This window comes from Nocardia inohanensis NBRC 100128, assembly GCF_001612945.1.
GTDB classification, from domain to species: domain Bacteria; phylum Actinomycetota; class Actinomycetes; order Mycobacteriales; family Mycobacteriaceae; genus Nocardia; species Nocardia inohanensis.
This window is the reverse complement of sequence record NZ_BDBK01000004.1, coordinates 174,368-195,526: the sequence shown is the minus strand read 5'-3', so window position 1 is coordinate 195,526 and position 21,159 is coordinate 174,368. Positions and strand designations below refer to the sequence as shown.

22 protein-coding genes are annotated in these 21,159 nt (G+C 63.5%); 13 read left to right on the top strand and 9 right to left on the bottom strand.

Annotated elements, in window-relative coordinates; translation table 11 throughout:
* Positions 1–20: 20 nt before the first annotated feature.
* From NI1_RS12940 to NI1_RS12915, 7 genes are all read right to left on the bottom strand, one after another.
* Positions 21–623: a YbaB/EbfC family nucleoid-associated protein gene (locus NI1_RS12940; protein WP_084523094.1), complete on the bottom strand. Its 603-nt coding sequence runs from the start codon at positions 621–623 to the stop codon at positions 21–23.
* A complete protein-coding gene (locus NI1_RS12935; protein WP_067819052.1) occupies positions 598–909 on the bottom strand; it encodes a WXG100 family type VII secretion target in 312 nt (103 codons plus the stop codon). Before NI1_RS12935 ends, NI1_RS12940 begins: the two co-directional genes overlap by 26 nt.
* Before the next feature lie 111 nt (positions 910–1,020).
* Positions 1,021–2,187, bottom strand: a complete 1,167-nt coding sequence (locus NI1_RS37895; protein ID WP_157535090.1) for a hypothetical protein — start codon at positions 2,185–2,187, stop codon at positions 1,021–1,023.
* Positions 2,168–2,965 carry an ESX secretion-associated protein EspG gene (locus tag NI1_RS12925; RefSeq protein ID WP_067819047.1) on the bottom strand — a complete coding sequence of 266 codons (798 nt, stop codon included), beginning with the start codon at positions 2,963–2,965 and terminating at the stop codon, positions 2,168–2,170. The genes NI1_RS37895 and NI1_RS12925 overlap by 20 nt, the downstream gene beginning before the upstream one ends.
* Entirely contained in the window at positions 2,962–4,821 is a 1,860-nt protein-coding gene (locus tag NI1_RS37890; protein ID WP_157535089.1) for a hypothetical protein, read from the bottom strand. The genes NI1_RS12925 and NI1_RS37890 overlap by 4 nt, the downstream gene beginning before the upstream one ends.
* Positions 4,822–4,856: 35 nt before the next feature.
* Complete coding sequence (locus NI1_RS37885; protein ID WP_157535088.1) at positions 4,857–5,540, bottom strand: hypothetical protein; 684 nt, start codon at positions 5,538–5,540, stop codon at positions 4,857–4,859.
* Entirely contained in the window at positions 5,537–6,181 is a 645-nt protein-coding gene (locus NI1_RS12915; RefSeq protein ID WP_067819042.1) for a hypothetical protein, read from the bottom strand. Before NI1_RS12915 ends, NI1_RS37885 begins: the two co-directional genes overlap by 4 nt.
* Positions 6,182–6,327: 146 nt before the next feature.
* Between NI1_RS12915 and NI1_RS12910 the strand changes: the two genes are divergently transcribed.
* From NI1_RS12910 to NI1_RS12850, 13 genes are all read left to right on the top strand, one after another.
* Entirely contained in the window at positions 6,328–6,693 is a 366-nt protein-coding gene (locus tag NI1_RS12910) for a hypothetical protein (RefSeq protein ID WP_067819039.1), read from the top strand.
* A gap of 23 nt (positions 6,694–6,716) precedes the next feature.
* Positions 6,717–7,004 (top strand): YbaB/EbfC family nucleoid-associated protein, encoded by a 288-nt coding sequence (locus NI1_RS12905; protein WP_067819345.1) that lies wholly within the window; start codon positions 6,717–6,719, stop codon positions 7,002–7,004.
* A 112-nt stretch (positions 7,005–7,116) separates the two neighbouring features.
* On the top strand, positions 7,117–7,431 hold the full coding sequence (locus NI1_RS12900) for a type VII secretion target (protein ID WP_067819036.1): 315 nt from the start codon (positions 7,117–7,119) through the stop codon (positions 7,429–7,431).
* On the top strand, positions 7,428–8,798 hold the full coding sequence (locus NI1_RS39845; protein ID WP_067819033.1) for a hypothetical protein: 1,371 nt from the start codon (positions 7,428–7,430) through the stop codon (positions 8,796–8,798). Before NI1_RS12900 ends, NI1_RS39845 begins: the two co-directional genes overlap by 4 nt.
* Before the next feature lie 27 nt (positions 8,799–8,825).
* The gene (locus NI1_RS12890; RefSeq protein WP_067819030.1) at positions 8,826–9,143 is read left to right on the top strand and encodes a PE family protein; all 318 of its coding nucleotides are present in this window, start codon (positions 8,826–8,828) and stop codon (positions 9,141–9,143) included.
* A gap of 14 nt (positions 9,144–9,157) precedes the next feature.
* Positions 9,158–10,168, top strand: coding sequence for a PPE domain-containing protein (locus NI1_RS37125; RefSeq protein ID WP_084523088.1), 1,011 nt, complete (start codon positions 9,158–9,160; stop codon positions 10,166–10,168).
* Positions 10,169–10,210: 42 nt separating this feature from the next.
* A complete protein-coding gene (locus tag NI1_RS12880) occupies positions 10,211–10,999 on the top strand; it encodes an ESX secretion-associated protein EspG (protein ID WP_245663191.1) in 789 nt (262 codons plus the stop codon).
* A 44-nt stretch (positions 11,000–11,043) separates the two neighbouring features.
* Entirely contained in the window at positions 11,044–11,382 is a 339-nt protein-coding gene (locus tag NI1_RS12875) for a WXG100 family type VII secretion target (protein WP_084523086.1), read from the top strand.
* Between the two features lie 30 nt (positions 11,383–11,412).
* Positions 11,413–11,727 (top strand): WXG100 family type VII secretion target, encoded by a 315-nt coding sequence (locus tag NI1_RS12870; protein WP_067819019.1) that lies wholly within the window; start codon positions 11,413–11,415, stop codon positions 11,725–11,727.
* Between the two features lie 86 nt (positions 11,728–11,813).
* Positions 11,814–13,325, top strand: a complete 1,512-nt coding sequence (eccB, locus tag NI1_RS12865) for a type VII secretion protein EccB (protein WP_067819016.1) — start codon at positions 11,814–11,816, stop codon at positions 13,323–13,325.
* A gap of 100 nt (positions 13,326–13,425) precedes the next feature.
* Complete coding sequence (locus NI1_RS12860) at positions 13,426–14,673, top strand: DUF7373 family lipoprotein (RefSeq protein WP_067819013.1); 1,248 nt, start codon at positions 13,426–13,428, stop codon at positions 14,671–14,673.
* Between the two features lie 55 nt (positions 14,674–14,728).
* Positions 14,729–15,976: a DUF7373 family lipoprotein gene (locus tag NI1_RS12855; RefSeq protein ID WP_157535087.1), complete on the top strand. Its 1,248-nt coding sequence runs from the start codon at positions 14,729–14,731 to the stop codon at positions 15,974–15,976.
* A 33-nt stretch (positions 15,977–16,009) separates the two neighbouring features.
* Positions 16,010–17,539, top strand: coding sequence for a serine/threonine protein kinase (locus NI1_RS12850; RefSeq protein WP_369690136.1), 1,530 nt, complete (start codon positions 16,010–16,012; stop codon positions 17,537–17,539).
* Here NI1_RS12850 and eccE read toward each other — a convergent pair.
* A complete protein-coding gene (gene eccE / locus NI1_RS12845) occupies positions 17,532–19,289 on the bottom strand; it encodes a type VII secretion protein EccE (RefSeq protein ID WP_245663189.1) in 1,758 nt (585 codons plus the stop codon). The genes NI1_RS12850 and eccE overlap by 8 nt on opposite strands.
* An 11-nt stretch (positions 19,290–19,300) precedes the next feature.
* Positions 19,301–21,136, bottom strand: coding sequence for a type VII secretion AAA-ATPase EccA (gene eccA / locus NI1_RS12840; protein ID WP_067819005.1), 1,836 nt, complete (start codon positions 21,134–21,136; stop codon positions 19,301–19,303).
* Positions 21,137–21,159 lie beyond the last annotated feature (23 nt).

Genomic DNA, 21,159 nt, shown 5'->3' with positions numbered 1-21,159 from the left:
CGACTACCGGCCCGCGGTATTCACCACTCGGGGGCCGAGATGCTGGAGCGTCGCCGAGCCTGCGGATCGTGTTCGTATTGCTCGACATTGGTGAACTGCGGGGAGTTCGCCGGTGCGTCATCCATCCTGCGCTCGCGGGCATCCGGGGGTGCCGTGGAGACTTTCGGCGGCGTCGGCAGCATCGACTTGATGTCCGGCATCTCGGGAAAGAACTCCGTCAGCGTCGGAATCCGAGCCTGCTCCTGCTCCAGGGCCGTCATGATCTGTGCTGCCTTCTGCTGCACCTGAGCGGCGGCTTCCTGGGTTGCTGTGGTGACCGCGCTCGCGATTTCCGCGTAGGTGAGATCGTCCACATCATCGGAGAATTCGGTCTTGATCACGATGCAGTCCGCATTGACAGTGATGGTGACGCGCCGGCCCGCCGCGTGCGCGGTGGCAGTCAGCCGGGCGCGCTCCTCCTGCGCCCGCGCCATCGCAGTCATGCCGTCCTTGACCAAATCGATCAGATCGGCCAGCTGTGCCTTCGCATGCTCGTTCGCCATTGCCGTGACCTGCTTTCCCCGTGCGTGACTCGCTGGACCGATGCTTCGCAGCCGGTCAGAACTGAGTACCGCTGTCGACATCCGTGGAGTGCAGCGATTTCGCGGCGCCACTCAGCGTGGTAGAGCATTCCTCGATGTGCGAGACCTTGGACCTCAAGGCGTCCACGAGTTTCGGCTCGAGCGCCTCATAACCCTTCTCGCCCTTGGCGAACTGGTCTCCGTGCTCATCAGCGCCCCAACAGCCGTTGCCGGCCTGCACGGCCGCCTCCAGCGTGGACAGAATACTGGCCACCTCGGTGGAGATGCCTTTGAGAGTTGTTGCAACGCCCTGCAACCCGGCTACATCGACCTTTACTTCCGGTGCCATATCAACCCCCCGAACTCACGACCAATGGAGTAACCCCAACTCCCGGTAGATCATATACAGCAGACAGCTGGGGCGCGACCGCGTTCTCCCGTCGCTGGTTGCGGCTCGAAGTCACTTCGCCACTCCTGCCAGCATCAACTGGTAATAGCCGCCGCTGATATCAGGTGCGTTGTGGTTCAGTGCATTCGACAAATCCAGGCGGCTCGCACCACCGTTTTCGGCGGCGAGCACCAGCACCTCGACCGCGCTTCGGTCGACATCGTCGATCAACTGTGCGATTACATCGATGGTGTCCGTCGTGGTCCAAATCCCCGGCAGAGCTGCCCGCAATGATTCGGCAGCGGGGGATTCGCCACGCAGCCAACTGCCCGCATCCCACCAATAGCAGAACGACAACAGCCCGCTATCGGCGCGAGGATTCAATACCGGTGCGGCAACCCAGTCCGGAGCACCGCGATAGAGGTCCGGTAGCGGCGCGTTGTCGTTGTAGAACGCATCCAGTTCCGGTGCGTTCCATATGCCGCCGGACAGCACTGCTCGGCCGCCAGGAAGTAGATGCAGGGAGCACCCACTGTGTCCGGACCCCTCGAACCAGCCCAAAGCGGCCGTAACCCGTGGGCCCCAAGGCGAATTCATTGCGACGAAAGCAGCGGAGATAGCCGACCAACGCGCCCAGAGGATGGGAAGTGGTGGCAGCGCGCTGTCACTCACGGCCCGAATTCCAGCGTCGACCACTAGCTGTGCACGGGTGAAGGCATCGGCCGGCGTACGTACCTGATGCCCTGCGTCGTTCAGGTACGCCGCGAGCCAGACCGGAAGCCGTCTGCGTGGATAGGTCTCCAGATCGGCTCGGTAAGCAGGGGCCGGGAACAGGTGATCGCCTGGAAACGGCTCCGCTCCGAAATCGTATTCGACCTGTACTCCGCCGCTCCTGCTAACCGAAGCCAGCAACCGCCACCACGGTCCGTCCCCTGACTGAGCCGACAAATGGCGATGCTCTCGGAGTGCGGCGATCAATGTCTGCGATGGGCGGGCCAGTGTCGCCTGCTGGCCGTTCGACAGAACGAGTTGCGCCGCTTCATCCGTCACAGTCATCGCGATCGCGGCGTCCAGACGTTCCCAGCCCGGGGTGAGAAGCAGCGAGAGTTCGGCGGTGATCGCCGCCAATGCGTCATCCGCCCGGCGCGGCTCGGGCACCTGCGCACTTATTTCGCCGAGTCCGAGCGTGAATCCGATATCCGGCGACTCGGCGCTCGACTCAGGGCTGTAGGGTCCCACGCTCATCCTTGATTGCCCGGATGACCTCCGCCACGCAGATATTGACCGAGGCGATCAACTGCTTCGAATCAGCTGGAACCGCCACGTATGGCGGCTCGCGTCGAATCACATATCGCCCATCGTTCTCCAGATCACGCCATTGCAGGCTGTGCGAGGCTCTGCCTCTCGGACCGAACTTGGAGTGGCCTTGGCGGACCTCGATCGTGCCGATGCGTTCCGGGGTGATCGCGAGGAACTTCTTCGATCGTAGTGCCACCGAGTCCGCGAAGATGTCGTCGATAATCAGGCGGTCGAACTGTGGTTCAACAACTGCGGTTTCGCGAGGGTCGGCCAGCGGAGTGCTGCCTTGGCGGCCGGCATCCGCTTCGGGAAGAGCGGCGACCACTTCATCGGCCAGACGCACCGGATCGCATTCGCGGACCGCGAATCCGGCACTGTGCGAATATGTTTCGCCGGGCAGCTGCTGGATCAACAGACCGCGGTCAGCTCGTCTCAGTGCGATCATTCGGATCCGTCCGTCGGCGCGCCATTCGTCGCGTCCATCGACCCCACTGACGGTTATCCGCAAGTCGGGCTGTTCGATGACATCCGCCAGCGCGTCCACGGAGTAATTCCATCTGCTTCGCAGTTGCTCGACCATCTCGCGCTTCTCGCGGAAGTAGTCATCTCGGAGTGGAGTACGGCTGGTGAAAATCAAGGGGGCGGGCAGATCCTCGCCGGTGATCATCTCCCAGAGGACGGCGAACTCGAGGTCACCGAATCGCCAGTGCCCGCTCATGTGCGGTCCGCTACGGGAAGGACGGCGCCGGGAGCAGCCTCGAAGACCTCATCGAGATTCTCGTCCGACTTGAGGTACTCGGCACGTTTCGCTTCCTTGCCCGCACCCTGAGCGGCACCGCCGGCCGAACTCATCGGCATGCCGGACATCGGAGTGCTCGAGGTGGTGCCCGTGGTCGATGCCAGGCCCGCCCGCGAGGTGGTTGCCGTCACTTCGGTCTCGGTGGTCGCGCTCTGCTGCACGCTGGAACGCGGGAACAACTTGCTCGAAAGTTCCTTGGCCGAGGCTGCCGCGACACCGGCTCCTGAACCGCCACCTGAGCCGCCGCCGGACCCACCGCCCCCGGCGATCCCGGCGCCCGCGGCCACACCCTCCAGGTTGGCCTTCTGTTCTTGCTGTGTGCCGCTACCTGTTCCGGTAGCCCCGGTGTTCTGCTTGAGCGAGGAAGACAGCGCCTCGATCCCCTTCTGTGCCACCGTGGAGCCCTGGGTGGCCAGGGTCGAAAGCACCGAAGCGCCCTGTGTGGCAACGGTGGAAGCCAATGAGGCGAGGGTTGAGAGCGTTGTATCGCTGGTTGGTGAGGTGGGGGAAGTCGGTGAGGTCGGCGAGGTGGGCGACGTCGGTGCGGTCGGTGAGTCGGGAGATGTCGGCACGGTGGGGGATGACGGAGTCGGAGTGGTGGGAACGCCGGAGCCGTTGCCCGTCCCGTTGCCCGTCCCGTTTCCGAGGCCGTTGCTGAGCCCGTTCCCGCTGGGAGTCGGTGTTGTCGGCACGACGAGCTGCGGGACTGCGGGCTGGTCGAATTCAACCAAGCTATTGTTATACGCTTCCAATCCGGCGACGTAGATCTGGTCGAAAGCATATCGGAACATTTTCACGAGGTCTTCTTGTGCGGCTTGTTCGGTTTCTCCGGTCCCGCCTTTGCCTCCGGAATTGACTTCCCAAAACCCGTCTCCACCCTTCCCTTTCGGTGGATGGGGCTCATCTGGCAGCTCTTTCTGGATTGCATTTAGATATCCGGCGGCACTGAAAAGTCGTTCACCGACATCGCCCATCTTATTGGCGACTTTTCTCGCCTCGGTTACAAAATTTCCGGCCAGCTTCGCGGCAGCGCCCGAACCATTTCCATGCCAACCGCCTGTGACGAATGAGTCTACAGTTGTTGCTGTATTGAATGCGTCCAGTGCCAGATGCAGCTTGTCCTGTAGAATCAACCATTCCCCGCCCAGGCTTTCGACGGTTGTATCTATCCCTTGCTTAAGGTCCGCGAAGTTCTCCCAAGTCAAGCTGTTGGAGTTCTCGGGGTGTGCGGCTCTGTCCTTTTCGGGAACGACGGACTTCGGACCGGCGGGCTCATAGTTGGTTTTGAGATCGATAAAACTTCTGTGGTTGTTAAAATTGTTGTAGTCTGGTGCACCTTGTGGTTTGATGTGCTTACTTAGATCTGCTTGGGTCAATCGCGTCGAGAGTTCGACGGGCTCCGACGCCACCTTGATATTCAGTAGAGCCTGAACGGATTCTTCCTCGGCGTTCTTATGCGTCTTGGCGGCTTCTTTGAACAGTCCAATGAAGTTCTCGACTGTGCTGATTTGCCCTTGAATAGCGTTCTTGGCATCGCCGGCGAGCCCGCGGAAACCGTCAGCCCAGGCGAAGCCGGACTTGAAAGGATCGTAGGGTTTGGCGAAATCTCGTTCCCGAGTTCGGAGTATTTCGAATTGGTTGCTGATGTAAATCAGGTGTCCGATCAACTCGTTACTCGCGGTTATCGCCTTTGAGGCCGCTTCCGGATCGAATGTCAGACTATCGTTCATACCGCTGCCGGCGTTGGTGTAGAGCTGGCTCAGCGACTCGGCCATAGCTTCCCTCCCCACTTTCTAATCGATCAATTATCTTACCTATGAAGCGCCGGTACCGTCTTTGTTGTGACGTCCTTGAGGAGTTCGACAACCTCATTGCCAGGCAGTAGTTTCACTTCATTCTGACCTTCAGAAACGTGCTGCGACCAGGTCGCGCTATATACCATCCAGCCGACCCGAACCCACAGCTGTGCGTTCGGGGATGTCTCGGCTCCAGGTGTGATTATCTGATAGGCATCATCGCCGATACCGGAAACTCTGCTGATTTCTGACTTCAGAACGGGCGTACCGAGCTCGTCGTTGACATCTGCGCCGTAGGATGCCTGGAACTCAGGAGCGGGATCCGATTGCTTGTAGAGGCGTATGACAATCCGTAGAACCGAGCTCGCGATTTCCCGATCTTGAGGTTCCCCCGGTGATTTGAACTCGATCGTGCACCACATCGTGTCCACTGCGGGGTGTTTCGACGTAACGGATTTTGGGTTCCGGTACGTTGTATCGGTCTTTCGCTCTCGTGCGGAGAACCCGGCAGATTTGAAGGGCGAAAGGTCCGCGGCGGCACAAAGATCATCAACAGCATGGAACTCGCTCAGGTCCGCCGTCGGCGTCGCCTCTAAGGGACGACCGATCGCAACGATGGCTGTCGCCCACACCGCCGAGGTGAGCACTACCGCTCCGAGGGCCCAGAGCAGTCGTCTTCGCGTCGCGGTCGCTGTCATTGCCGATACCTCGGAAGTGTCTCAGTGGCGTAGGCCGTCAAGAATCGCCGCTTCTCATCCTTCGAATATCCGTCTCCGCCGAGTGATTGCCAGGTGACCTCGTAGACGAACCAGCCCTCACGGATCCGCATAGTGGTTCTCGTTCCCCTGAGCCCAGAGAGGATGTAAGCCTCATCCCCCAGGTTGGAGACCTTCTCCGCCTCCTCAGCTGGTGCGCCGTCCATGCTTCTCTGCTCGGCGGTGTCGAACCCGGCCCGGAAGAAGGGAATGGGATTGGATTGCTTGTGCAATGCCGCGACAGCGGTGAGTATGCCCCTGGCCTTCGCCGCGACGAGATCGGTCATGCATTTGGCGGTATCGAGTGCTTGATGCCGGGAGACGGTGATCTCCATGCGCGACACTCCGCCGGATTCCACCTGGAATCGGTCGCCCATCGCGGAGAAATCACCTGCGCGGCAAGGGATGTCGACGATGTGATAGCCGCGCAAATCGGGAGTCATACTCGAATAGTCGGCTTCATCCGAGGAACCGGCGACGCGGAGGCCGACCAGAATCGCCGCCCACAACGCGGAGGTGAGTATCACCGCGACGATCGGCCAGAACGCCGCGCCATGTTGTTGCTGATCCCCCGATCTGGACATGATCGGACCGTATCACGAAGCGGGGGAACAATCCTCGCGTGCGCTTCCACCTCAATGCTGTGGGGCAGCTCGACAGCTAACTCATTGGCGTGAACTCGCGAGTATGTGATACTCCTACGCCTAACGATCTGGGAGGGAGTTCGTCGATGGCCGATGAGGTGGCGGGGGCCGCCGGTCCTGCTGAAGCGGGCTGGGAGACGGTCGATGCGGCGTCGCACTCCGGGTCGATTCGGGTGCGGACCACACCGCAGGGGATTCCGGTGGCTTTGAAGGTCGATCCGGCTGAGCTGCATCGGAATCCGGATGAGTTGGCGGGGGAGTTGCTGAGGTTGTGCCAGCGAGCTGCAGCCCGCGCCGGTCTGGCGCTGCGGAAGCAGTTGGAGGAGTCCGGAATGAGCGCTGAAGCCCTCGCCCACACCGGCCTCCCCACCGAAGCCGATGTCGCTCAACAGGAACTTGTCGAAGAGCAGGACTACGATACCGAGCCACAGAGCTGGTTGCGGACTGTGTGAGGAGGGGCTCTGTGGTCCAGTCGATGGATGAGCTCGAGGAACGGGTTCGTCGGCAGCTGTATAAGTTTCAGGATCTTGCTGATCAGATGAAGGCTGTCCGGGGGCGGGAAAGTTCCGAGGACGGGGCTGTTGTTGCCGAGGTGGATGGCAATGGGGGGCTCGTGGATTTGCAGTTCAGCGGGGCTGTTTCGCGGATGACGCCGGAGGAGTTCGAGCGGGCCGTGGTGACTACCGCGGCGGCGGCGGCTCGGGCGGCGTTCGAGCGGCGGGCGGCGCTGGTGAACCGGTTCAACGAGGAGATGGCCGGGTAGGGGACCCGTTTCGTTCACGCAGGGTTGAGACTGCGTTTACGGTTTATCTTCTGGCACAACCTTTTTCAAAATTGTAGTGTTGTTCAAGATCGAGGCATGAGGGAGGGGAACCGTGCTCAAGGCGGATTACCTGCAAATTGCGAATTACGGGACCGAACACGGGACGATCGCGGCGAACGTCGCGGGGGCGGCGGCTGCCGACTCGGTTGGTGCGATGGCGCAGGCGGTTCCGGTGTTCGGGCTGATCGGGCAGGACTTTCTGGTCGCGTTCGCGCTCGCACAGGGGAACTACCTGTCCTCCTCGGCCGAGATCGCGGCCGTGCACGCGAAGACCGCGGTGAGTGCCTACTCGGCGGTCGGCGTCTACGAGGGCGCTGAGACCACGTCCTCGGTCAACCTGCTGAAGTCTGTCCTGTCTTCGCTGTGACCGAAGCGGCCAACCAGACCGTCCTGGACGTGATCCGGACCACGCCGGTCGGGCCATACCTGGACAAGCCGGTGTCGGAGGTGCTGAGCGGGCTGAATCTGCCTCAGCTGCCGTCACTTCCGACGATCAGCTTTCCGGATCTGTCGGGGATCAGCCTGCCCACGTTGCCGACGATCGATCTATCGTCCCTGATCTCGCCACTGACCTCGCTGCTGTCGGCCTTCGGCACCGCGGGCAGCAGCTTGGCCAGTTCGGTCGATCTGTCGAAGATCTTCACGGCGGTGTCGTCGGCGCTGACGTCTGCGCAATCGGCGAGTGCCGCGGCAACCGCGGCCGTCGATACGGGATGGGTCGGTCAGGCATCGGTCGCGGCCAAGGTCAACAGCGAGGCGGTCGATGCTTACAAGCCGATCGTCGCGGCCCAGGGGCAGGCGCTGAATCTGGTGCTGGCGGACGCGGAACGCGCGGTCGCGCAGGGCTATGCGTTGCTCAGCGCGCTGATCACCAAGACACTCGGCCAGATCGCGGGGGCTACGGCCCTACTCATGACCCCGGCCGGTCTGCCCTGGCTGATGACCACGATAACCGAAGCGCTCACCGAGGGCGGCGTGATCGTGGCGCAGACGCGCGCTGATCTGGCCGTCCACACGGTCTCGGCGATGCAGACCGGAACGAAGATCGCTATCGCCGGCGCGCCCACTGTCGCTGATGTCGCCACGCTCGCCAATGCGGCGTCCCAGGCGATTTCGCCATACCTGAGCACCGCCACCACGGCCGCCACGAAGGTGGTGGAGAAGGGCAGCTCGCTGGCGTCGACCGGCAGCACCCTCGCCAGCAGCGTGAGTTCGGCCGCCAAGGATTTGACGACGGCCGTCACCAAGGACACCAGTGGAACCAGCGGCGGTTCCGGATCGGGTTCCGGCTCCGGCAGCGGTTCCGGCACCAAGCAGGAAGAGAAGGCGGGGGACAGCAGCGGCGGGTCCGGAGGCTCCGGTGGCAGTGGCGGGGCCAGCGGCATCGTCGGCGGTCTGTCGTCCGCCGGCAGCGGTAGCGGCGCGAGCCCGGCCAGCGGCACGGGCAGCGGTCGCATCGCCGCGAGTGAAGCGAGCACCGGTTCGGGTAGCCGGGGTGCGAGCACGGGTGCTCAAACCGCCAGGGCGGCAAGCTCGCCCAGCATGATGTCGCCCGGTGCGGCGTCGGCTGGACGGGCCGGGGCCGCCGACGAGTCCGAAGCCGAGACCAAGGCGAACCTGGTCACCGGCGCACACGGCGACGAAGTGGTCGGCGTTATCGAAGGCGTTTCGATTCCGGTTGTCGGTGCGGTGGAGACCGTGGAAGAACCGCCGGACAAAGCGCTCACGCTCTGACAAATCAGGGGTAACAGGAGGATTGGCATGAGCACCACCGAATTCGAGGGCATCAGTTTCGATGCGACCAGCGCGCTCAGCGTCGCGACACAGCTCGACGCTCTCGCCGACCGGCTCGCCGGGGGGATGAGCATCGAGCAGGCGAAGCTGACGATCAGCCCGGCCGGCTCCGACGAGGTGTCCGTGCGGGCCGCACAGTCGCTCAACGCCGTTGCCGCCTCGTTCCAGCAGTCCGGTGGCACCGGCGTGGATGAGGTGCGCAAGCTGGCGGCGGCGCTGCGGGCGCAGTCCACCCAGTTCACCCGTTCCGAGGACGAGAACGCCCTCGGCTTCACGGTCGCCTGATCGGGTCGTATTCGATGGTCGAACCGACGAAACCCGGCTTCACCGATGTTGTCTGGGATGCCAGGGAACCGGAGCAGCTGGCGCGCGACCTGGTGAGCGGGGCCGGTGCGGTACCCGCTGCCGAGGCGGGTCTCGCGTGGGCGCGGTTGAGTGCCGGGTTCGGCGCGGCGGCAATCGAATACGAGCGGATTCTAGCGACGCTGGACACCGCGTGGGAATCGCAGAACAGCCGGGCATTCATCGAACGTATTCGGGCACTGCGGGATTGGTTCATCGAATCCTCGACGGCAGCGGCGGGTAACGCCGTCAAGGCCGAAACCCACGCTGCCGCATACGAAATTGCGCGGCTCGCTATGCCGGATGCCGGTGAGGTCGAGCAGATCCGGGATCTGCAAAAGCTGCTGCAAACGGTGGGGGCCGCCATCGGTGCGCCCATGCTGTCGCAAGTGGCGAAGGCTGACGAGGATGCGGACGCGGCGAAAGCCGTTGCGGCACGGGTTATGCGGACTTACGAGGCGACGACCGAACCGCTGGCGACGCCCTGGGAGCATCAGGCGGCGCCGACGGTGACAGCCGGGCTGGAAGCATTGACGCAACCGGCTCCGGCCGCCGAACCGGCGAGCGCGGAGACGCCGCAGGTATCGGGCGCGGTTCCGCAGTTGTCGATCGGCCCGATCAATATTCCGCGGGTACTGACGACGCTGCCCGCGCGGCGTCACCCAGGTCACCACGACCGTGACCGCGGAAAAGGCCACTGTGCAACCGGTTACGGTCCAGGGTTCCTCGTCGATGCCCATGGGGCCAGCGACCGGCGGGCACTCGCAGGACGAAGAAGAACACACCCCGCGCTCCGGGCTCGCCGGTGTGCCGGGCTCCGAGGAAGAGCTCGGGCTCGCCTCGGGAATGCAGGTGGCGCCCGCCGTGCTCGGTGGCGTCGACCCGAATGCGCAGCGGATACCGGACATCGCGTTCAATGCCGCGAGCACCGGCGCGGAACCGGCAGCGCCTCCCGCACCCGCCGCTAACGCGGAGGCGGCCTCGTGATCACACTGAGCAATGACGGAGTGATGGCGCTGGCCGCGCAACTCGGTGTGCAGACGCTGCCGCTGGTGCTTGCCGTTGGACCGCAACAGGATTCGTATCGCGAACTGGAGATTGCCCAGGAGCGCGCGCGGGTAGAGCTGCGCGCCGGGCGGTTGGTCGACGCCTACGGTGATGCTCAGCCGGACGCGGCCGCAGAGCTTTTCGTGCTCGCGCAGCCCGAACGTGAACTGGCAGTGCGGGTTTACAGTGCTGAGGGACAGATCCGGATTTGCGTCGCCCAGCGCGAGGACCGGTACGTGGTGGCGATCCGTCGTGGCGACAGCATCGAGATTCGCTCGATCTGGGCCGACGGCAGCGGTGATTCGCTCGCCGGGCCGATCCTCGACGCACTCGGACCCTGCCCGCCCGCGGCGGTCGCGAATTTCAGCGCCCCGGCGCAGGAATTGCGCGAACGACTCGATGCCGCAACGAGTTCCGCGGACTACACGAATGTGGTCTACGCGCTCGGTGTGTCCGAGTCGGAAGCGACCGCATACGGCCTGGCGCTCGCGTCCTGCCATACCTACGCCGAAGTGGTGGCTTACGCCCACGCCGACGGCGTCACAGACCGATCACCGGCGGCTGTCGTCATCTACGACACCGCGCGCGGCCGCATCGTGGCGGCACCGGGGGTCGCCTCGGATCAGCAAGTCTGGTCCACGTTTACACCTGGCACCGATCACCGTATCGCGCAGGCGATTTCGGGGCTTATCGGCATCGTGCCGGGAGGGGGGTGGGTGCCCGATTATCACGCGAGCGACCACACCATATGAAAGCCACAGGGCCGAAGTAGTAATCACCAGGAGAGGGCAGCAGCATGGCAACAGAGGTTAATTTCGAATCGTTCGGCGCCAAGGGCGTTGCGGACGCGATGGGCGACGCGGTCAACGCGATCAAGACCACCATCAACTCGGTCACCGAAGCGGCTGCGGCTGCCAAGGGCGGCTGGCAGGGCCAGGCGCACACCGCCTTCGCCAACGCGGCCATCAGCTGGGAGGACGAGGCGGACCGCCTGAAGGGCATCCTCGACCAGATCACCCAGCAGGTCGGCGACGGTAACACGAAGTACTCCACCATGGACGCCGACAACAAGGACTACTTCGACAACCTGCGCAACAACGCGACCTCCGGCAAGTCGTCTTACACCAACCTCTGATACATCGAATACTGATCGAAAGGGTCTGACATGAGTGACGGTTTGAAGTACCACTTCGGCACCATCAGCGAACTCCAGAGCACGCTCGACGAGCTGCGTGGAAAGCTGCTGTCCGAGGCCGCGAACCTGGAGACGGCCGCCAAGAACCTGATGGCCGCCTGGGAAGGCAACGAGGGTTACAACGCGTTCAAGGCCACCAAGGACAAGTGGGACGCCGAGTTCGGTACCTCCGCTGGCGAGGCCGGCTCCACGATCGGCACCCTCGACGCCATGTCGCGTGCGGTGCAGGACGCGGGCTCTCGTGCCCAGGGCGCGGACAAGTCCGTGGAAAGCCTGTTCAGCTAGTCTCAGTCGTGATGCGGCCCGCCAGTTCGCGCAAGTGTGAGCAGGCGGGCCGCTAGCGTGTACGACGTTGGCCTGATGGAGGTTTCGTGCCAGCACAATTGACCACAAAGGCCCAGGTCAATGGGTATCGGTTCCTGCTGCGACGGCTCGATCACGCGCTCATCCGCCGTGATGTGCGCATGCTGCACGATCCGATGCGCGCGCAGTTCCGTTCGCTGATTTCGGGCGCGATCCTGGCCATGTTGGTTGTGGCAGGTGCGGCGATCATGGCGTTCATCAAGCCTCAGGGGTCGATCGGGAACGCGAACATCGTCATGGGCAAGGACAGTGGCGCCCTGTACGTGGTCGTGCGAGACAAGACCGACAAGACCAAGATGACCCTGCATCCCACGCTGAACCTCGCGTCTGCGCGATTGATCGCGGGATCCAGTGAGTCGCCGACCTCGGTCAAGGACAGCAAACTGAGTTCGGTACCGCGCGGGCCGATTCTCGGTATTCCTGGCGCTCCCGCGGCGCTGCCGGGAACCCGCCAGGGCGACCGATCTCAGTGGACGCTGTGCGACACCGTGCAGCTGTCGGCGACCGGCGGCGCGGCCTCCTCGGCCGGTGCCACGACTACCGCGATCGCGGGCGGTCTCGAACTGAGCGATCGCATGCGCAAGGCCGAATCCGGTGCTGCGCTGCTGGTCCGCAAAGGCGACAAGACTTATCTGATCTACGACGGCAAGCGTGCCGAAGTGGATCCCCAGAACACCGTGATGTCGCGCTCGCTGAATCTCTCGGGGTTGCAACCGCGTCCGATATCGACCGATCTGCTCGGCGCGGCGCGGGAAGCGGCTCCGCTCGTTTCGCCGACGATTCCCAATGCCGGTGATTCCGGTCCGGGAAGGTTGAGCAATGTGAAGGTCGGCGGCGTGATCCGGGTCGGCGCGGCGGACGGCTCCGACAGCCAAGAGCTGTATGTCGTGTTGTCCGGTGGTGTGCAACGTATTTCGGCCTTCACCGCCCTGGTCATCCGCAATGCCGACTCGCAGGGCATGAGCGAGATCAAGTCGGTGCCACCGGATCTGCTGAGCGGTGTCCCGACAGTGCACACGCTCCCGGTCGACGACTTCCCGGACGAGGCGCCGAAGGTGATCAAGGCCGAAGACAACCCGGTCGCCTGCATTGCATGGGCGAAGCAGAGCGGTGCTGGTCGAACGGAAACCGATGCAACAGAAGGTCCTTCGGATCGTTCCAGCGTCACTTTGCTGACGGGAACTCGCCTGCCGTTGCCAGAGTCTGCGACGCCGGTCGCGCTCGCCACTGCCGATAAGACCGGCGACCGCATCGACGCTGTGTACATCCCACCGTCGACGGGTGAGTACGTCATCGTCACCGGCACCGAACCTGGAAGTCTACGGCGGGACAGTCTGTTCTATGTGGCGGACAACGGCATTCGATACGGCATTCCCGACAGCAAGACGGCACAAACGCTCGGCTTGGGTTCTACGCCTCATCTTGCGCCCTGGTCCATCATCGGTCAGCTTGTGGCCGGCCCTACCTTGTCCGCTCAAGACGCGCTGACCCAGCGCGATATCCTGCCGACCGGGTCCTGACCCGGCGGCGGCCCCGGCTTGGAGTTGATCTTTCCGTTAGACTCTGCGAATTGGAAAGATCCTCTCCGCCTGCCGGAGTGGGCATGTGGGGGACAGGCTTGTGCGTGATGTGAATCAGTTGTGGTCGGCCGGCTTCGGAAAGCGCATTGTGCCGGCTCTCCTGGTCGCCATCGTGGTCTTCTCGGGTGCTGCCTGCGGTTCGGAATCCGATGCGGCCCAGCCGAATCCACCCGCCGTCGATCTGTCGAAACTGGATACGGGAGCCTATACGGCCGTGCCGCAGGACTTGGTTCCGAAGGACCCCGCCTCGATGGGCCGCAATTTGGAAGCGCTGCGCTTCGCACGGCTCATGCCGTTACCGGAGGAGATCGACCCGGCGCTCTCCGAGTATGACGGCCAAGCAGCTCCGTTCACCGGTCCGCAGGATTTCAGTGGTGGCTCGGTCTTGGAGGTGCTCGACGGTGAACACTTCGCCGAAAGCACGTCGGGGTTCGTTTCCGGGTTCCATATCCGCGGCCGATCGAACAAAGACAGCTTGATCTCGAGTTCGATCTATGCCGCCGCGATGCTCTTCGAAACCGATGAAGCTGCCGCATCCGCCGCACCCGCGCTCGCCCGCAATGGCTTCACCAGCAATTTTCGCTACAGCGATGGAACCGCGCCTGCGCGGTCAGCGCAGTTTCCCAGTGCCTCGGTGATATGGACGCCGGTCCTCCAGTCGCTCGCATCCTGGTATGCCATGGGCAGATTCGTCATCGTTGCGGTTTCGCACAGCATGGAGAACGTGATGTTGGACGTGTCGGATCAAGCGGGCCTGGTTACTCTGGCTGATCGCGCTACGAGCGTTATAGCGGAGCGGCTGAAGAACTTTCAGCCGACCCCTGCGGACAAGCGAACCGAGCTTCCGATAGACGCCGAAGGAATGCTCCGGCTCACGTTGACCCGCCCGCCCGGGGATCAGACCGCGTATGCCCTGACCGGCACACTCGATCGCCATACCGCACTCAACCGTGCGCTCGACCGGCAGAAGACGGCGGCTCTGTACGACAGAACCGGTGTTGACTTCGTCAGTTATGGTGCGGGAGAGCTGGTTCGAACCCGCGATGCCGCCGCAGCCGCGACCCTTTTCAAAGAAATATCCGCGAGCAGATTTCTGCATCGGATCGATTCGCCGCCGGGTTTGCCGACGGCCCTTTGTGAGAGGTATCGAGGCCCACGTCCCCGAGAGTTCCCCTTCCAATGCTTCGTCTCATATGGCAGATATGTGGCGGTGATCTGGTCACAGCAGCAACAGGATGTGTATCAGCGGGTCTCCGCTCAATACGCCATTCTCGCGAACGATAGGTAGGGTTACTGTGTCCGACCGGCATATCCGACCTACCACCGCCAGATGTCTTTTCACTGTGTCCGCCCTCGCCACGACCATGGCTGTACTTGTCGGTTGCGGGAGCAATGTAGATGGTTACCCGCTTGCCGGCGAAATCGATATCCGAAAGTTGGACGTCGGCAACTATCCAACGGACCCGTTCGATGTCCGTGCCAACCAGGAGCATGGTCCGGCCGGCGGCAAGACCTTGGCGATGGTGCGATTGGCCGATGCCATCGCGTTGGGTACCGAGATAGACAGCAGTCTCGTATACGGCGACATGGGTGGCCCTGCCGTCAGTCCCACGAACGGGGCGGAAGTACTCAGTAAAGCTGTTCGGCCGGCACTGGCACGAAATGGCGAACTGTTGTCAGTGACTACAGCAAGCAGCAGCCAGCCCTTGCCCAGCGCATCCAAATACGATGTTTCGGACAATTTCCGTCCCTTCGGTAGCGTGAAAGGTATCCCCGACGCCACCGCCGTCAACATCACGGTGCTGCAATTTCCTGATCAGCAACGCGCTCAAACGGCCGCAGAGCAGATGGAAGCCGCCGACTTCGACGTCGCGGCGGACCAGAACGCTCGTTTCTCGCTGAGCGGTTACCCGGAAGCCAAGGCCCATTGGCGGCCAGGTGTTCCATCGATTGCCGCGACCCTTGCACACGGTCAATACGTGATGAATGTCTTCGTCCAGCTTGCGAAGTCAGACATCGATGCCATGAAAGCATTGGCAACCAAGGCATTCGATGTTCAAATACCGCTCTTGAACGGATTGGCACCACTGTCCGCGCGAGACATGCTGCATCTGGACTACGACCCCGATGGAATGATGCGCCGGACGCTGCATCCCGCGAACTACCTCAGCTTGGCCGCCAAGCAGGAGATGGTCCATGGCGCTCGCAGCTATCTGCAATTCACCGCTGATCGCGCACCGTGGAAGAAGCTCTTCGACGAGCAGGGCGTCGACCGAGTCTCGATGGCCACGAACGGCGCGCAGTTGATGCGGGCACGCGACCCGAAGGCGGCGACCGCGCTGTGGTCTGGCATCAAGCCGCTGCAACCCGGCAGCGTGGAGACGCCTTCCGGAGTGCCCGATGTGTTCTGCGGGGAAAATCCGAACCCGAACAAGGACGAGTATGAAACAGCCTGGGATTCGAAGAACCGCTACTACTGCACGCTTCGCTACGACCGCTACGTCGCCCGTGTAGCCAGCTCGCAGCTGTCCGATCTGCACCAGCGCGCTGCCGCACAGTATGCGTTGCTGGCCAAAAGCCAGTACCTGTAAGGACTTACGTTGGCAATCGGTCCAGGTTCCCTGGTGGGTGGGTACCGAGTAGAGAGACTACTGGGGACCGGCGGCATGGGTTCGGTCTATCTGGCGCGTCATCCGCAGCTGCCTCGCTGGGATGCGCTGAAGGTGCTCAGTCCCGAACTCTCGAACGACAGTGAATTCCGCGGGCGCTTCCAGCGCGAAGCCAATCTCGCTGCCACGCTGGACCATCCGAATGTCGTTTCGGTCTACAACCGAGGCGAAGAGCATGGGCAGCTTTGGATCGCCATGCAGTACGTCGAGGGTGTCGACGCAGCTCAGATCATGGAATGTGACGCAGGGGCCATGTCGGTCTGGCGGGCGCTGCACATCGTCACGGAGATCGGTCGCGGGCTGGATCATGCACACCGGCGTGGCATGCTGCATCGTGACATCAAACCGGCGAATTTCCTGCTCTCATCGGCTGACAGCGGCGAAGAACGTGTCCTGTTGACCGATTTCGGCGTTGCGAAATCCTCCGAAGACACCAATGAACTGACACAGGCCGGAAGTTTCGTCGCCACGATCGCATATGCCTCACCGGAACACCTTTCCGGGCAACCCTTGGATCACCGCGCCGACATCTACAGTCTCGCCTGCTCGTTCTTCAAATTGGCGACCGGTCGAAACCCTTATCCGGGATCACAACCGGCAGTAGTGATGATGGGTCACCTGAACGAGCCGCCCCCGCTCATCACCGAAGTCGATCCTGGCCTTCCCCCAGCGGTGGATGAGGTGCTGGCCGTCGGCATGGCGAAGAATCCCGAAGAGCGATTCGGGACGTGCCACGAACTGACGGCTGCTCTGAAATCAGCGCTCGAATACGGTGTTTCGGGTCTTTCGATGCAGACGGTGCCCAGTTCGACGATACCGCCGTTGGTGACGCGGCCAGCGGCCGTAACGGGCCCCGAGCAAGCCGCCTCGCGACCGGTTCACCGCGCGAGACGTTGGTTGCTCAGTGGTTTGGCTGCGGCCGCGGGCATCGTCGTGGCGCTCGCCATCGGAAATGGAATGCCGGGAGATTCGTCCTCCTCGACTGCTGGTGCGGGACCGAGCTCGCCGACAGCGGTCTCCTCGCCGAAATCGGCTGCTGAGGCGAAGATCCAGAATCCAGCCTTCGGCGGAAAACCCATTGTAGTGCTGGATATCTCAGGCAAGAGCGGAAGTTCCGCAGCAGTGGCTGTACACCTGAAACCGAGTGCTCAGTCGAAGTTCCTCGAGGAACTCGGATTCTCATACAACCCCAGTTTCCTTCAGCGGGGGAAGGAGCCCACACCGCGGCCCATCCCCTCTGACGACCAGGCACGATACGAAGCGCTGTCGGCGATCTCAGCGGGCTACCTGCTTGTAGTGCGTAGTGACAGCGACTCGGGTAACGGCGGCCTGGTGAACCTGCCGTCCACTGTCGTTGCGAGCCAGGCGACGGTCATCGTGCTCGATGACGCCGCCGCCGTCACCGCGATTCGGCAATGGTCGGATGGTTCGGAGAAGGTCTTGCTCGAGAAACTCCTCCCCATCCTGCGCCGAAGCGTCAAATAGCCCGTGCCGGCGCCAACCCGATGAACCGCTGCTCGGTCGGCGTAGTCACCAGCTGCGCAACGGTTCTCGCGGCGGGGGTGTGCACGGTGACCGTGTGTGGGTCGTTGGGGTGCTGGAGGATCGTGACGTCCGCGTCGTCGGGTTGGTAGTCCTCGGGGAGGTGGTCGTAGACGGAGAGGACGGTTGCGGAGCCGGGGGGTGCGGTGGCGGGGACGCCGTCGAAGACGATGATGGTGGCGGCGGGGTGGGGGGCGCGGGGGTTCATGATGTTGTTGCGGGAGCTCTGGGTGACCGAGGAGGCCAGGGAGAGCGCCTGGGTGGAGCCGACGTTGTTGATCATGGATTGCCAGGCGCCGGGGCGGTTGGTGTGGACTACGGCGCCGGCGCCCAGGGCGATGGCGCGTAGGAGGATCTGTTGGGCCAGGGGGAGGCCGGCTACTACGTCGATGCGGCGGGAGCCGTCGCCGACCAGGGGGACGGCGATGCCGCGGCCGGTGGCGTCGGCGCCGATGAGCTGGCCGCAGCCGGCGGTGGGGACCGCTATGTCGGCGAGGGCTGCCAGGGGGCCGCGGTAGCCGCTGGAGCGGGTTTCCTGGGCGCCGAAGGAGAGGGTGTCGGCCAGGGCCCAGAGTTGCAGGCCGTTGAGTTCGCGGAGGCCGGGGAGTGGGGGAGTGTCGAGTTCTTCGGTGGCGTCGTAGCGGACTCGGGCGTCCACTTCGACGGCGTCGCCGAAACCGGTTCCGCGCGTGGTGGTTTCGGTGACGGGGCGCAGGCGCACGGTGACGGTGGTGGCGAGGCTGCGGACGGTCCAGATGGCGGCGAGGCCGTCGGCGGTGAAGGCTTCCGGGTCGATTTGGAAGCTGTTGAGGTGGATGCCGTTGTGCTCGAGGGATTTCGGGTGTTCCACGAATTGGTTGACCGGGATGCCGCGGCTGAGTTCGCGGACCGCGTTGGTCATTTCCGACGAGGTCAGCACGGAGGCGGTGATGCCGCGGGCGGCAAGGCGATTGGCGACGCGGCGGGTGGCGATGATGGCGGAGCGCAGTGCGCCTTCGGGTCCGCCGCCGCGATTATCGACCGCTTTGCTGTTGTTCAGCGGGTTCAGGCGCAGCACCAGCCACACCGTGCGATGCGCGATAGCCGGTAGCGGGCCGAGGATTTCGTCGTACAGGTGGCCGAGCGGGGCGATGGAAGCCGCGTACCCGGAAAGCACCGCTTCGGTGCTGGCCGTGCGGGTGCCCGTGCTGATCACGTCGGCGGAATCCAGCTCGAGGTCGTATTGCCGTAGACAGGAAGCGATTTCGGTGAGCGGCAGCACCTGGTCGGTGCTGAGCGATCCGCGGCGCAGCAGCGTCAGCGTGTCCGGCGGCGGATCGATGCGCAGCATGGTGGTGAGCAGCGTTCCGTCCCAGCGCAATCCGTAGCTGCCGCCCTCGGGCAGCGGGACGTCGAACAGTCGCGACTCGGTCATTTCCTTGCGCCGCGCCTGCCGCCATTTGAACGCGGCCCAGGAACCGAAGCGCAGCCCGAACGGCTTGCCGCGCACCGGGAACAGGCCGATCAGCACCGGGACGGCGGCGGCGATCAGCGCGGCCCACCACGGCGCCTGGCAGGCGACCGCGATCAGCGATGCCAAAACCCCGAGCAGCGCCACCGGGATCACCAGCCGCAGCGGCAGATTCCGGAACAGCCACAGCTCGTCCGAACGCAGTTCCGCCGGTGCGGGTCTCGGCGCGGGCGAGTCGTTCAAAAGGTTCCCCCTCAGTCGGCTGCCGACGCCAAGCCCAGCGAGGTGAGCAGCGTGGTCAGCGCGGCTTTCATATCCGATGCCTCGATGCGCATCAGGACGGATTCGTCGACTTCGCTCAGGTCCAGCGATTCGTCGTTGGCGAGCCGGAATTCGCGCTCTTCCTCGGCGGCCTCGATCAGGTTGCGGATGAAGCGGCCGTTGCCGGCCACGTCCACGCCCCGGCGCGGCTGGCCGCTCTGGTCGGTGCTTTCCATGTCGTAGAGCTTGGTGCAGGTGTGGACCAGCTGCTCCAGCGCGCCCTCCGACAGCGCGGAATCGCGTTTGCCGGCGATCACTTCGCCGATCCGGCCCAGCTCTTCGGCGGTGTAGGACGGGAACTGGAGCCGCTTGGCGAAACGCGAGGCCAGACCGTCGTTGGCGGCCAGGAAGCGGTCGATCTCGCCGTCGTAACCGGCGATGATCACGACCAGTCGGTCTCGATCGTTCTCCATGCGCGCCAGCAGCGTATCCACGGCCTCCCGGCCGAACGCGTCACCGCCCGAAAGCCCGGTCTGGATCAGCGTGTACGCCTCGTCGATGAACAGCACCCCGTCCATCGCGGTATCGATCAGCTTGTCGGTCTTGATCGCGGTCGAGCCCAGATGCTGGCCAACGAAATCCGAACGCTTGACCTCGACCACCTTGTCGGTCTTGAGAATCCCCAGGCCGCAATAGATTTTGGCGACCACGCGGGCGATCGTGGTCTTACCCGTTCCGGGCGGCCCGGTGAACGCCAGATGCTGCCCGCGCGCCGAACTCGAAAGCCCCTTCTCCGCACGGATCTTCGCCAGCTGCGCACTCGACTGCAACTTGGCCACCTGGGTTTTCACCGCGGCCAGACCGATCTGCTTGTCCAGCTCGGCGCGCGCGGCGGCCAGGATCTCCTTGGCGCGATCCTCGTGCTCGGCGGCCTGCTTCTCCTCCAGCGAAGGCGCCGACGCCGGATCCCACCGGTCGGTGCGGGCCTCGATCACCTCCTTGTTGGTCAAGGTGATCCGATACGTCTTGTCCCGCATGGCCGCGGTATTGGCATCGAAATCCGGGGCCTGCGAATACACCTTCTCGAACAGCGCCTGCGCCTCGTCGGCATTGCCGGTCTCGCGCAGGCACAGGCCGCGGCAGAACATGGCGGCGGTGCGGGCGGCCGGAATCGGGCCCGCCTCGGCCTGTTCCATGCGGCGAATCGCCTCACCGAACAAGCCCAGCTGCGCGCAGGCTGTGCCGACCATCACATGTGCGCCGGCCGCCAGATACGGATCTTCCCACTGATCCGAGCGCGCCAGCACGGTCATCACATCGGGCCATCGCTGGGTGTTGTAGTGCAGGATGCCGCGCACGTAAGCGGTGATCCGGCCGTCGATTTCGAAATCCGGATCCGAAGATCGTTCGCGCCGATGCTTTTCGAGTTCGTCGAGTACCAACTCGGCTTCGTCGTACTGCTTATCGGCAATCAGATGGGCGGCATACGCGAGATGAATTTCGGTGAAACTGGCCAGCGGGTAATCGATGTAGAGCCCGGGCAGAAAACGTCCGGCAAGCACCCGCGCGGGCAGCCCCAACCGGCGCTGTTCCCGGTACAGGGACACCGTACTGGTCTTGTACAGGTTGTACAGAACATCCTTGGTGACCTCACCGGCAACCGCTCGGCCCAGCCAGGCGTCACACATCGTGGCATCCCACTCCGTGGCGCGCTGAAAAGCCAGCTTCGCGTACTCGAGATCCTTGTTGGACTCCTGGCCGTCGATGCTCAACCCCAGTGACAGCACTCCCGCATCGAAGGCGCGTTGTGCCTGGCGAGTGTCGATCATCCTTGGCGAACCCCGAATTCGTA

What these genes read in the sequence shown, in the direction of transcription:
- NI1_RS37890 (WP_157535089.1), bottom strand. Translation starts at nt 4,821, where the DNA reads ATGGCCGAGTCGCTGAGCCAGCTCTACACCAACGCCGGCAGCGGTATG.
- NI1_RS37125 (WP_084523088.1), top strand. Translation starts at nt 9,158, where the DNA reads ATGGTCGAACCGACGAAACCCGGCTTCACCGATGTTGTCTGGGATGCC.
- NI1_RS12925 (WP_067819047.1), bottom strand. Translation starts at nt 2,965, where the DNA reads ATGAGCGGGCACTGGCGATTCGGTGACCTCGAGTTCGCCGTCCTCTGG.
- NI1_RS12915 (WP_067819042.1), bottom strand. Translation starts at nt 6,181, where the DNA reads ATGTCCAGATCGGGGGATCAGCAACAACATGGCGCGGCGTTCTGGCCG.
- NI1_RS12875 (WP_084523086.1), top strand. Translation starts at nt 11,044, where the DNA reads ATGGCAACAGAGGTTAATTTCGAATCGTTCGGCGCCAAGGGCGTTGCG.
- NI1_RS12870 (WP_067819019.1), top strand. Translation starts at nt 11,413, where the DNA reads ATGAGTGACGGTTTGAAGTACCACTTCGGCACCATCAGCGAACTCCAG.
- NI1_RS12940 (WP_084523094.1), bottom strand. Translation starts at nt 623, where the DNA reads ATGTCGACAGCGGTACTCAGTTCTGACCGGCTGCGAAGCATCGGTCCA.
- NI1_RS12910 (WP_067819039.1), top strand. Translation starts at nt 6,328, where the DNA reads ATGGCCGATGAGGTGGCGGGGGCCGCCGGTCCTGCTGAAGCGGGCTGG.
- NI1_RS12890 (WP_067819030.1), top strand. Translation starts at nt 8,826, where the DNA reads ATGAGCACCACCGAATTCGAGGGCATCAGTTTCGATGCGACCAGCGCG.
- NI1_RS37885 (WP_157535088.1), bottom strand. Translation starts at nt 5,540, where the DNA reads ATGACAGCGACCGCGACGCGAAGACGACTGCTCTGGGCCCTCGGAGCG.
- NI1_RS12880 (WP_245663191.1), top strand. Translation starts at nt 10,211, where the DNA reads ATGGCGCTGGCCGCGCAACTCGGTGTGCAGACGCTGCCGCTGGTGCTT.
- NI1_RS12905 (WP_067819345.1), top strand. Translation starts at nt 6,717, where the DNA reads ATGGATGAGCTCGAGGAACGGGTTCGTCGGCAGCTGTATAAGTTTCAG.
- eccA (WP_067819005.1), bottom strand. Translation starts at nt 21,136, where the DNA reads ATGATCGACACTCGCCAGGCACAACGCGCCTTCGATGCGGGAGTGCTG.
- NI1_RS12935 (WP_067819052.1), bottom strand. Translation starts at nt 909, where the DNA reads ATGGCACCGGAAGTAAAGGTCGATGTAGCCGGGTTGCAGGGCGTTGCA.